Below are 12,133 nucleotides of genomic sequence, written 5' to 3'. Positions count from 1 at the left end.
CCCTTTCGCAACCGCATTAATCGCTCAGACTTATCCCATAAAGCCATATTAAACCTACATTTGAACTGATACATTGCAGCTTGAACATTCCGCAAATTTATAGGATGTAAAATGCCCTCGCTGATAACCCTGGATGCCTGCCGACGTTTCTCCGGAAGAAAGCTGTTTCTGAAGCAAAAAGCGTCGGTGCTGAAAGCGTGCTCAAGGTTGGGAGACGTTGACCATGGCTGCAACAACAGAAGCCGTACTCCCGTATCAGTTCGATGAAATTAATGCGCCAGTACCTGCCCAGAATCCTGATAATTCACTCACTACTAAAATTCCGTACATAATTTAAATCGTTTTTCATCACTGAAATTTGCCAGAAAATATGCCAAAAAGTGAAGATTTCGGTAAGGTCACGTGTAAACTATTTTCTTACAAACTCTATTTTATAAATAGAACGATTTATACTGATTGTCCGTATTTTTGGTATATAAAGGTAAAATATCGCCAACGCAATTGAACGTAATTACCTGATGCAGTGAAAACTCAGGATATTCGAGACAGGGAGATAGGGATGCAAATGATTTATCTGATTGAAAATCAAATAGTCTTTAATCCGGAGGATAACTCACTTTCATTACCGGACGACACCGAAAGTAAGATCACGGTATCTAATCCTGCGCGGAGAATATTATCATTGCTCATTGAGCAGCATGGCACCGTTGTGCAACGTGAAACATTCTTTAAAAAAGTATGGGATGATTATGGGTTGACAGCCAGTAATAACAACCTTAATCATTGCATCAGTAAATTACGCAAAGTGGTTTCAACACTGGGTTATACCGGCGAATTCATCATCACTGTGCCTAAAGTCGGTTTTATCATTAAGAAAGAAACGGAAATTACGGCACAGTTCGAGTTGAACATTACTCAGGAAAAAACTGAACCGCTTGCGGAAGAAACGAACGCGTTACCGGAAATCATGCCGGCTGACCTCCCTCACACCGAACCGCAGGCAGCGCCCGCAGCTCTGTGTGAACCTGTAGAGCAGAGCGAGGCATTTACTGTCACCGAAAAAACTCACTATAAGTATCCTTTTATTTTCACGACATTTTTTCTGTTATCTTTTGCTGTCTGGGGGCTACATACGCTGCACGGCGTGCTGACTGATCCTAAAGCCAGACTGCAGGTCAGTAAGATCGGCGGCTGCGACTTGTATTCAACTGCGCCAGTGTCGAACTCAAGAAAACAGGATTTTATACAGCTGGCTCAGAATTTCATCCTGAAAAATAACATGACGTGTACACCGGGGAATATATTTGTATTTCAAAGTGAGCAATTCACCACGCCAATTAATACCGGTTCGGTGCGTGATTTTATGGCGCAATGCAGCACGAATGACTCTCACAAAATCAACATTTGCATAAGTTATTATGCCAATGACAGGACAACGCATGATAAGTTTTAAAACATGGCCATCACCCGGCCTGAAAAGCACCTCATTGATACTATTAATGGCAGTGACGTTGCTGGCAGCAAACTTATACGGGACGTCAGTAAAAAACAATAAGCTTGCCTTCCCTGTCAATACGTCATGCAGAGGAAATATTATTGTAGAACCGAGTTACGATAATGAGAGAGCCAGACTGACAAGCTCGCTTTATTTCAGCTTCCTCGATAATAATAAGATCCTTATTTCTCTTAGCGGAACGGGGTATTTATATGACAACGCAGGTAAGATCATTGAACGAAAAACCATACTGCGGAACGTCTATTTTGATTATGTGCGTGAGAGTAAATCAACAGATACCTATTCCCTTACCAGTACTCAAATTAACATCGACAGCTTAGACACTATGGACTGGAAGATGTCATCTCTGTTATTGATGAACAGTTTTTTTCTGACTGGCCATACGGACACGCTGGTCCTCAAAAAATATGATGAAAACACCATGTTAATTGAGAGTAATCAGTCTCCGATTATGATGTGTGTGTTCAAAAGTGAGATCTGAAATCGCATCCTTGCGTACTGGTTATTTGTAGTACAGATAGAGATCAAAACCGCAGGCCTGCGCATAGCGGGCCAGCGTATTAAAACTGGCATGAGCCGGGCGCTTCTCAAGGCGAGTGATCGCCGGAGGCGTCACTCCAAGCCGTCTGGCCAGCTCGGTTTTACTCAGTCCAGCATCCTCCCGGATAGTCTGCAACATGGCATGAATTTGCGTTTCGGCGATGAGTTCGGGCGCCTGCGCGGAATAAATCGGTTCTTCCAGCGCCTGAGCGCGTAATTTAGCCGTTCTTAGCATGTCGTTCTCCCTGTTCTGAAATGGGGTCAGTAGTAATTGATCTTGACGATCACTGACGCATCAAACTGTCCAAGTGAAAGTGTTTTCCCCGGTATTGCGCTGAGTTTGGCAGTGAAATTTTTGGTGACTTCATTGACGTTATTTAGCTCAGCAAAGTTGTCATAGCGATTAAAGGTAATCGCCTGATCTTTATCGTTATAAAGCATCAGTTTCGTGCCGTTCGCCAAATCGATAGCAGTGTTATCGAGTAACGGGCTGGCCGTCGAGAATTCGGCCTGCAACGAGAAGTTGTCCAGACATCCCTGTTTAACCGCCTTGATAGCGAAAGGCAGCGAAATGCCCGAAGAACGTGAAAGTGTGGTGCTTTGAATTGCGCCAAAATCAACAATCTGCGATTCCGGATACACTTTTAAATCCGAGCCGCAGGCCAGAAAGCGGATCCCCTGTAATCCCGACAGGTTGTATTTAAGGTTTTTCGCCCCAGGTGATTTGTTTATCCCTCTGCTGCCGTCGAGCTGGAAGACCGTGAACTGATCCGCGCCCTGATAGTGCCCGCTGGAAGGGGCGTTGCCGCTGACCTTGATATACAGACGGAAGGTTACATTGACAGTAACATTCTGCCCTCTTCGGATCGGTGTACTGTTAGTGCTAAGTCGTTGTTCGTTCTGCTCGAGATCCTGCCCGTTATAGCTGACGCCCAGCAGCAATCCCTCTCCAATCGACTGGGACTTCGGGTTGAAGTAGAAATGCACAACGTCTACGATCGAGCCGAGCACGTTATCGCAGTACGCTGTGACGTTGATATCGTTCGATTCCCAGACTTTGGTTCCCACTGGCACATTTGCCGGGATCGCCAGCTGCCCCACCGGAATGGCCGGTTTATCCACAATGCCTGTGCCTTTCTCCACGCAGTCCAGCGCCAGCGCGCCGCGGGAAAATAGGAATAGCAGGCTAAACATTATCGTCCGCCACCACGTTGCTTTAAAAACTTCAGGCATAACCATTCCCTACCTTTCAGATAAACCGTTTTATATACAAAGAGTTCGCGCTGGTATTATTTAAGGGCATCCTTGCTGATGCGCTGACATTGCACCGCGGAACATGTGTATTGATTGATCTGTAAGCCGCCGTAATCGTCCATGTAACCCAGGCTATAGGCCGTGCTGACATATTGGCTGCCGGTAAGCGATTGTGTGTCAAAGGGTGCGAGCATGACGCTGTCAAAGCCCGGTACGTTACCTTTATTGTCTTTCCCCAGATAACCCACCGTGATGTAAAACGGAGTCGGATTGGTGAGTTTTAGCCCGTCACTCAGGCGGCTTACCTGGAGTTGCTCCTGCCAGTTCCCCTTTACCAACTTGCGTAATTCTGCAGGTCGGAAGAACAGCTTCACCCGGCTTTGAATCGCCACCTGCATGACGTTCGCCATGTCGCTCTTTGGTGGCACTTCACGCACATTGAAATAAAACAGAGACTCACGGTCTTTGGGCAACGCGGCAGTTTCCGGCAGTTGTAGGATACGGATCTGGCTTTTCTGACCAGCATCAATACGTTGCATCGGTGGCAACGCGACCAGTGGAGAAGTGATTTTTTCGCCCTGCGCATTCTCCAGCCAAACCTGCGCCAGATACGGCAAATCCTTGCTTTGGTTTTCCAACATCACGCTGACAGATTTATCACTGGCGTTGTAAATGATGCGCGTCCGGTCAAGGTTCACGGCAGCGAGCACCGGTTGGATCATTCCGGCAATCATGAGTAATGCGCCACTGAGTCGTAATATCGGGTTGTTCATCCGGTCATTCCTTTCCTGATTGGATCTGATTTCATGCTGTTGTCTGTACGCTTATGTACAAGGTAATAACATCTGGCCACTTTGGCTGGCAGGCGATGACGGCACCTGAATACGGCACTGGTTTTCGTCTCCCCACCTTACAGTCAGTGATTTCTCGCCAGACACACCGGCCAGGTAGGCTAGCCCGCCGTCGCCGATAAGCCCCGCTTCAAAGCCGGAACTGTTGTCGGTAACAGAAGCCCCTAGTGGTGGATAACTGCCATCGGCCAGACGGATCACCGCCATCAAACGCTCGCCTTTAATCGCGCGTATTTTGCGAAAACCTATCGCCCCTTCGGTGAGCGTCTTGCTGACCACCGAGCTGTAGACTTCTACGTCATCCGGCAAATGGTTGACGTCTACGCGGATATCCGATGTCTGATAGCTTGAGACGCCATTTACCACCGCAATCCCGTAATCGTTAGTGACTGATGCGCCGTCGCTTATCGGAATACCTTTCACACCGGTAGAGATCATCATTCGTGGTTCACTGCCTGCGCTGCTTTGATGTAAAGCCGCACCTGCGGCCGTCGCCGTCAGCGAGCCATACCAGTTGGCACTTACAGAACGGTAATCGTTGTTTTTCACGCTGCCATTCGCGCCAAATTGCCCGTACGGCGACATGTGTTGATAGTTTGCGCGGAAAATGCCGTCGCCTTTTTGCAGGTCAGGGCTGCTGCCACCCGCACCGACGCGCCAGCTGTTATTAGGATCCTGGCTGTTGTAATAGGAAGCGGTTTGCGAGAAGCCACCCTGCGAATCCTTCTGTGCGTCGTAACTGATTTGTTGCCCTGACGACAGCGGCAGGCTGAACGACAGGAACATCTGGTTTTCATCCGTATCCCGGTACTTGAGCTTGCTGGCGGAAAAGGTGCCGGAGATGCCGGTAAACGTCCCAATGTCGAAAATCTTGCTCACTGACACGCTGTAGTTGTTGCTCGGGTTCTCATTCCAGTAGACCTTATGCGTGGCCGACAGATAGAGGGTGATCGCCGGCCATGGCAGATACTGGTTAGCCGTCACGGTGTAGGTTTGTTTATCGTCACGGGAATAACCGTCGCCGTTGACCTTGTCGAGATACTGACTGAACGACATGAAGGTTTTTTCCGTGAAACGATAACCGGCAAAAGTGATCTGGCTGCCCGTGGATTCAAACCGCTTGGAATAGTTGGCTCGGTAGCTGAAACCCGTCTGTTTACCCGCCACCGGCACCGTGGCTGATGAACGCGTTACGTCGAAAGAGACCGCACCCAGTTTTTGCAGATTTTGACCAACGCCCAACGCCTGCGCCTGATAGTTACCGGTAGTGGAAATCAGCCCGCCATAGAGCGAGAAGTCATTCATCGCCCCCCAGGACATTTCCCCGCTGTAAAAACCCGGCTGTAAAACACGGTTGTTACTGCCGGTTGTCGGCTTGCCCATCGCGGTCTTAAAACGCACCTGCCCTTTACGGGTCAGGAAGGGAATCGTGGCGGTGGTGACCTGATATGTCGTCACGCTGCCGTTTTCTTCTTCGATCTTAACGTCCAATGCGCCCTGCACGGCTTCGGTCAGATCCTGAACCACAAATGGTCCCGGCGAGACGTTAGTCTGATAAATCACCCGGCCGTTTTGACTGATGCTCACTTTGGCGTTGGTTTTCGCAATCCCGGTTACTTGCGGCGCATAACCGCGCAGAGACGGTGGCAGCATCCGCTGATCGCTGTTGACTGACACACCGACAAAACGAAATGAATCAAAGATATCGGAGTTGAAATACGTCTGGCCGCCTGTCAGACGCGCGCCGATTGAGGGCAATGCACGAAACAGATAGGTTTGCGTCCAGGTAAATTTATCGTTTGAAGGGCTGCCTGACGTCCGGGCGGCGGAATACTGATAATCCGCACGTGCACGCCACGGCCCAAGATTGAACCCGGTCGTTCCATAGCTGCTGAGGCTGGTCGAGCTGGCGCCTTGCTGAGGCATATACTTACTGCCCAGCAGGTTGTAATCGAGCAACGCACCATTCACGCCCTCATCCCACTGGGAAGGCGGCACCCAGTTCTCATCGTGAAAGGTTAGCCACGCCTGCGGAATGCTGATGTTCAGCGTTTGCTTTTCCTGATCGTAACGCGCAGTCACTTCTTTCTCCTGGTCCAGAGAAGTACATCGACCCTGATGCCAGAGCGTGAGTTTTGCGCGCGCCACTTTGGTCAGATCGAATTTATCGACCAGAGAAGGCGTCAGGCACAGGCGACTATTCTTACTGTCGTCTGTCGGGATGTATTTAATGAGGCTTTGATCGCCCAGCGTACGGCCATTCAATACCACGTCTAAAAGGTATTCGCCGGGAGCGATATAATTAGCGGTCTGGAAACGTGAGAGATCGACATTATTGCGATCGGCAGAATCAATAAAGTTTACGTTGAACTCGACAGCGAAGCTTTCGACGGAAATAAAGCATCCTGAAAATAAGAAAATACACCACGTGGTAATTTTCTTTACTGCTGACGTTCCGCCCAAGACAAACAACATAATTACGCCACTTTTTTATTTTTATAGATCCAGCACGGAACCCCGATGCACCCGAAAAATAAAGGGGAGAGGACTCCCCTTAATAAAAAAGCCGATTACTTATAGTTCAGAGCGTAAGTTGCCTGAGAAACAATAGTACCGGTTGAGACAGGCTGGGTATTGGATTCAACACGCGCCGCAAACACCAGTTCGTTGTTACCGGTGACAAGGTTGATGTCTTTAGAGGTATCACCCACTTTCAGTAAGTCGCCGTTCGCATCGATCAAACGAATGCCCGCACCTTTCGCGCTGCCGGTGTTAGCCAGCAATTCTGTTGCACTGCTGTCAGGTGTACCCGCAAATGAAACCGCTACTTTAGACATTGCCGGATATTCAACGGAGCCCACAGTTTGCGCGGTCAGGTTACAATCTTGCAGATGAATGGTGTAGTTAACGTTCTGAGAATACTTATTGCCCGTTTCCAGTACTTTATTCGCGACCTGGCCCATATCGACGTTAATGTCTTCATCGCCTGGAGCAATGGAACAAGGTGCGTTAATAACGGTACCGGTGAAGTGAATACGGCCAGAACCTTGATCGGTACCTGTTGGAGGAGTCCCGGTTGCGTCTTCGGCAAAGGCTGAAGCAGAAATAATGGCAGATAAAGCAATAATCAGTGTCTTGTTCTTAGCGTTAAACATAATTTGTCCTTGAGATTTTAACGGTATTTATTAAGCCATGAGCTATTAAGCGATATTTTTCGCTGTACCGAAGAGAGCACCCCTCTCTTGCCAGATCAATATACTGATATTTACGTTTTAACGTTATAATAATTTGCACAATGCAAATATTAAGAACTTTACCCCGCTATTAATATTTAAATCTCATCTTTATGAAGGGGAATTAACTTATAGGTAAAAATTATTAATATTAAATGTTACACCTTGAATGAAAATCACTCCTATTTATGAGCAGAATTAAGCTTTATTTAACCGAATGATTACGTTTTATTTAAATTAATTTAACTTTTACGCATTTATGGACGCAATTTCGCCCTCAGAGATCATAAAAATCCTTCCACAGGTCAACAATATTATCCCGTCGAAAGGTTGGATATTCGGTTCAGGATCATTTTCGTTATAAAACTTCTTTCATCATCTGTTCAGTTAATTGAGGGAAAACATGTTTAATGCTTTGCTCCGTTAACTCTCCTGAACTTATGTGTCATGCCCCGCAGCGATGTTGCAGATATCCTGCTGCTTTATCCCTGCTTGCGTGATCTGACACCCAAAAACCAAACAAAGCCCTGATGCAAACTACACTTAACCTTTGATTGACATATGATTAACAAATCAAAGGAGAAAAATCATGAGCCATGTTTATAAGCATCCTATTCCTGCCTCTGTGGCAGAACGTACCCTGATCACACCTGAGAAATATCAACAGTACTATCAACAGTCTGTAGAGGACCCGGATACATTTTGGGGGGAGCAGGCTAAAGTTCTCGACTGGATCAAACCTTTCACAAAAGTGAAGAACACCTCTTTTGCTCCCGGAAATATCGATATTCGCTGGTTTGAAGACGGTACTCTTAATCTCGCCGCCAACTGTCTGGATCGTCATCTGGCAGAAAAAGGCGACCAGACAGCATTAATATGGGAAGGCGATGATCCGAACGCTGAAAATCAGCATGTCACCTACAAACAACTTCACCATGACGTGTGTCAGTTTGCCAATGTGCTGAAAGGCCTGGGCGTGAAGAAAGGCGATGTGGTGGCTATTTATATGCCGATGGTACCGGAAGCGGCCGTGGCGATGCTGGCGTGTGCCCGTATCGGCGCAGTGCATTCGGTAATATTTGCCGGATTCTCTCCGGAAGCTGTCGCTGGACGCATTGTCGATTCCAGTGCAAAAGTTGTGATCACCGCGGATGAAGGCTTGCGCGCAGGCAGAACTATTCCGCTAAAACAAAACGTCGATGACGCTCTGAAAAATCCTTCAGTGACCAGCGTCACTCACTCCATCATTTTCAAACGCACCGGTAAACAGGGCGAATGGAAAGAAGGGCGCGATATCTGGTGGCATGATGCTGTAGAAGGGATATCAGCGGATTGCCCCGCAGAAGAAATGAATGCTGAAGATCCGCTGTTCATCCTCTATACCTCCGGCTCAACCGGTAAACCGAAAGGTGTATTGCACACCACCGGCGGTTATCTGGTATATGCAGCCCTGACCTTCAAGTATACCTTCGACTATCACGATGGTGATATCTACTGGTGTACCGCTGACGTCGGGTGGGTTACCGGCCATAGTTATTTACTCTACGGCCCGCTGGCCTGTGGTGCCATCAGCCTGATGTTCGAAGGCGTACCAAATTATCCGACGCCGGCACGTATGGCCCAGGTTGTTGATAAACACAAAGTGAATATTCTCTATACCGCGCCAACCGCGATACGTGCGCTGATGGCCGAAGGGGATAAAGCCGTGAAGGGCACCAGCCGGGAATCACTACGAATTATGGGGTCAGTGGGCGAGCCGATTAACCCTGAAGCCTGGGAGTGGTACTACAAAACTATCGGTAACAGTAAATGTCCGATCGTTGATACGTGGTGGCAAACCGAAACCGGCGGTTTCATGATCACGCCGCTGCCAGGCGCGACTGAACTGAAAGCGGGATCAGCCACGCGTCCTTTCTTCGGCGTACAACCTGCGCTGGTCGATAACGAAGGTATACCTCAGGAAGGTGCCTGCGAAGGTAATCTGGTCATCACTGATTCATGGCCGGGTCAGGCGCGCACCCTGTTTGGCGATCATGACCGTTTCGAGCAGACCTACTTCTCTACGTTTAAAAACATGTACTTCAGCGGTGATGGTGCTCGTCGTGATGAAGACGGTTACTACTGGATAACCGGTCGCGTAGATGATGTGCTAAATATTTCCGGCCATCGTTTGGGTACCGCAGAAATTGAATCAGCACTGGTCTCACATCCTAAAATCGCCGAGGCCGCTGTAGTGGGCATCCCACACAGCATCAAAGGTCAGGCTATTTATGCCTACATCACACTTAATCACGGCGAAGAACCTTCCCCGGAACTCTATACGGAAGTCAGAAATTGGGTGCGTAAAGAGATAGGTTCCATTGCGACGCCCGACATTCTTCACTGGACCGATTCACTACCTAAAACCCGATCCGGCAAAATTATGCGACGCATTCTGCGCAAAATTGCCGCCGGAGATACAAGCAATCTGGGAGATACCTCTACGTTGGCGGACCCTGGTGTAGTCGAAAAATTGTTGGAAGAAAAACAATCAATGAAAGTGCCATCGTAATTTTCACCGCCCTGGCGCGGTGAACTCTATCAATGCCTCAAAGGAGTCACTGAGATGAATGATCTCATTTATCAGAGAGTTGTAAATAATCCGCGCTTCAGGGAATTGGTGCAAAAACGTAGCCGCTTTGCCTGGTTGCTTTCAGGTATCACATTGGCGATGTATGTCGCCTTCATCCTGCTGATTGCGTTTGATCCGCAGTGGCTGGGCACCCCACTTTATGAAGGCGCTACGATCACACGCGGGATCCCGGTGGGTGTCGGGTTGATTGTGATTTCATTCGTTCTCACCGGTATTTATGTCATCCGCGCCAATGGTGAGTTTGACCGACTCACCGCCGACATCATCCGTGAGGTGCAGCCATGAATATGCGCCGCGGTTCGCTGCTTCTGATGCTTTCGACGGCCTTCCCTTTCAGCGCCTTCGCCGCAGAAGGCATTGCCGGTGAAGTAAAACGTCAGCCACTGAATATTGAAGCTATCGTGATGTTTGTGCTGTTCGTTGGCGCAACACTTTACATTACTTACTGGGCCTCTAAACGAACCCGCTCCCGTCAGGACTATTACACTGCGGGTGGTAAAATTACCGGACTGCAAAATGGTATGGCTATCGCGGGGGATTTCATGTCTGCCGCGTCTTTCCTGGGGATCTCCGCACTGGTTTATACGTCAGGTTATGACGGCCTGATTTACTCCATTGGTTTCCTTATTGGCTGGCCAATCATTTTATTCCTGATTGCCGAGCGCCTTCGCAATCTTGGCAAGTACACCTTTGCTGATGTGGCATCTTACCGGCTTAAACAGAAACCCATCCGTGTACTCTCAGCCTGTGGCTCGCTGGTGGTCGTCGCACTATATTTGATCGCCCAGATGGTCGGTGCGGGTAAACTGATTCAGCTGCTGTTCGGTCTGAACTATCATGTTGCCGTCGTACTGGTCGGGATCCTGATGGTAATGTACGTGCTGTTCGGCGGCATGCTGGCCACGACCTGGGTGCAAATAATCAAAGCTATTCTGCTATTAGCCGGCGCGACATTTATGGCCGTGATGGTTATGAAATCCGTCAACTTTAACTTCAACACGCTCTTCATTCAGGCTGTGGCATCTCATCCTAAAGGTATCGCGATAATGAGTCCCGGAGGGTTAGTATCCGACCCTATATCGGCACTGTCCCTCGGCCTGGCATTAATGTTCGGTACTGCCGGGTTGCCACATATTCTGATGCGGTTTTTCACCGTCAATGACGCTAAAGAAGCCCGCAAAAGCGTGTTTTATGCCACTGGATTCATTGGTTATTTCTATATTCTGACTTTCATTATTGGCTTTGGCGCCATAGTACTGGTGGGCTCTAATCCGGCCTTCAAAGATGCAAGCGGCATCCTGCTGGGCGGTAACAATATGGCAGCAGTTCATTTGGCTGATGCCGTCGGAGGCAGCTTCTTCCTCGGCTTCATATCTGCCGTCGCGTTCGCTACTATCTTAGCCGTCGTGGCTGGGTTGACACTTGCGGGTGCGTCAGCTGTTTCACACGATCTTTATGCCAGCGTAATTAAAGACGGAAAAGCTACAGAGCGCGATGAGCTACGCGTATCAAAGGTCACGGTCATCATTCTCGGAATTGTGGCTATCGGGTTGGGTATTTTGTTTGAAAAACAGAATATTGCGTTCATGGTCGGTTTAGCATTCTCGATTGCCGCGAGTTGTAACTTCCCGATTATCATTCTGTCGATGTATTGGGCGAAGCTGACGACGCGCGGGGCAATGATTGGCGGCTGGCTCGGATTGCTGACGGCTGTGATCCTGATGATCCTGGGACCTACCATTTGGGTGCAGATTTTGTGGCATGCGAAACCAATCTATCCGTACGAATATCCAGCACTTTTCTCAATGATTGTTGCTTTTGTAGGTACCTGGTTCTTCTCGATTACCGACCACTCGCTTGAAGGACAGAAGGAGAGAGAACGCTTTTATCCACAGTTCGTACGTTCGCAAACTGGCATCGGGATTTCGCAAAGCTCTAATCACTGATTTGTTGAACACTCAGATACCTGAAATGCAAAAGGCTATCCTAGCGGATGGCCTTTTTATTGGTAGTGACCCGTCCTAAATAACGTTGACACATTTAACTCGCATACTGAGGAAAATGTGATGAACCAATATGTTAAACGCACACAACGCGATTACCCTCT

10 protein-coding genes are annotated in these 12,133 nt (G+C 48.5%); 5 read left to right on the top strand and 5 right to left on the bottom strand.

The window, feature by feature from the left end:
• The first annotated feature begins 559 nt into the window (after positions 1–559).
• Together AC0Z7K_RS11830 and AC0Z7K_RS11825 are read left to right on the top strand one after the other, a co-directional pair.
• Entirely contained in the window at positions 560–1,453 is an 894-nt protein-coding gene (locus AC0Z7K_RS11830; protein ID WP_485614572.1) for a winged helix-turn-helix domain-containing protein, read from the top strand.
• Positions 1,440–1,997 carry a hypothetical protein gene (locus AC0Z7K_RS11825; RefSeq protein ID WP_485614571.1) on the top strand — a complete coding sequence of 186 codons (558 nt, stop codon included), beginning with the start codon at positions 1,440–1,442 and terminating at the stop codon, positions 1,995–1,997. Before AC0Z7K_RS11830 ends, AC0Z7K_RS11825 begins: the two co-directional genes overlap by 14 nt.
• A gap of 21 nt (positions 1,998–2,018) precedes the next feature.
• Here AC0Z7K_RS11825 and AC0Z7K_RS11820 read toward each other — a convergent pair whose 3' ends face one another.
• The 5 genes from AC0Z7K_RS11820 to AC0Z7K_RS11800 form a co-directional block, all read right to left on the bottom strand.
• The gene (locus tag AC0Z7K_RS11820; RefSeq protein ID WP_413531424.1) at positions 2,019–2,291 is read right to left on the bottom strand and encodes a helix-turn-helix domain-containing protein; all 273 of its coding nucleotides are present in this window, start codon (positions 2,289–2,291) and stop codon (positions 2,019–2,021) included.
• A 26-nt stretch (positions 2,292–2,317) separates the two neighbouring features.
• On the bottom strand, positions 2,318–3,289 hold the full coding sequence (locus tag AC0Z7K_RS11815; protein WP_413531425.1) for a fimbrial protein: 972 nt from the start codon (positions 3,287–3,289) through the stop codon (positions 2,318–2,320).
• A gap of 56 nt (positions 3,290–3,345) precedes the next feature.
• Positions 3,346–4,044, bottom strand: coding sequence for a fimbrial biogenesis chaperone (locus AC0Z7K_RS11810; RefSeq protein WP_413531430.1), 699 nt, complete (start codon positions 4,042–4,044; stop codon positions 3,346–3,348).
• Positions 4,045–4,134: 90 nt separating this feature from the next.
• A complete protein-coding gene (locus AC0Z7K_RS11805) occupies positions 4,135–6,636 on the bottom strand; it encodes a fimbria/pilus outer membrane usher protein (RefSeq protein ID WP_485614568.1) in 2,502 nt (833 codons plus the stop codon).
• Between the two features lie 95 nt (positions 6,637–6,731).
• On the bottom strand, positions 6,732–7,316 hold the full coding sequence (locus tag AC0Z7K_RS11800; protein WP_413531427.1) for a fimbrial protein: 585 nt from the start codon (positions 7,314–7,316) through the stop codon (positions 6,732–6,734).
• Positions 7,317–7,983: 667 nt separating this feature from the next.
• Here AC0Z7K_RS11800 and acs point away from each other — a divergent pair.
• The 3 genes from acs to actP are packed head-to-tail and all read left to right on the top strand — an operon-like array spanning position 7,984 to position 11,972.
• The gene (acs, locus tag AC0Z7K_RS11795; RefSeq protein WP_485614565.1) at positions 7,984–9,945 is read left to right on the top strand and encodes an acetate--CoA ligase; all 1,962 of its coding nucleotides are present in this window, start codon (positions 7,984–7,986) and stop codon (positions 9,943–9,945) included.
• A gap of 54 nt (positions 9,946–9,999) precedes the next feature.
• A complete protein-coding gene (locus tag AC0Z7K_RS11790) occupies positions 10,000–10,311 on the top strand; it encodes a DUF485 domain-containing protein (protein WP_112167947.1) in 312 nt (103 codons plus the stop codon).
• Positions 10,308–11,972 (top strand): cation/acetate symporter ActP, encoded by a 1,665-nt coding sequence (gene actP / locus AC0Z7K_RS11785; RefSeq protein ID WP_485614563.1) that lies wholly within the window; start codon positions 10,308–10,310, stop codon positions 11,970–11,972. Before AC0Z7K_RS11790 ends, actP begins: the two co-directional genes overlap by 4 nt.
• The last annotated feature ends 161 nt before the right edge of the window (positions 11,973–12,133 follow it).

It is taken from the genome of Rahnella sp. 1L-D-7-B-C2 (genome assembly GCF_057290995.1).
This window is presented reverse-complemented; position numbering and strand designations above follow the sequence as displayed.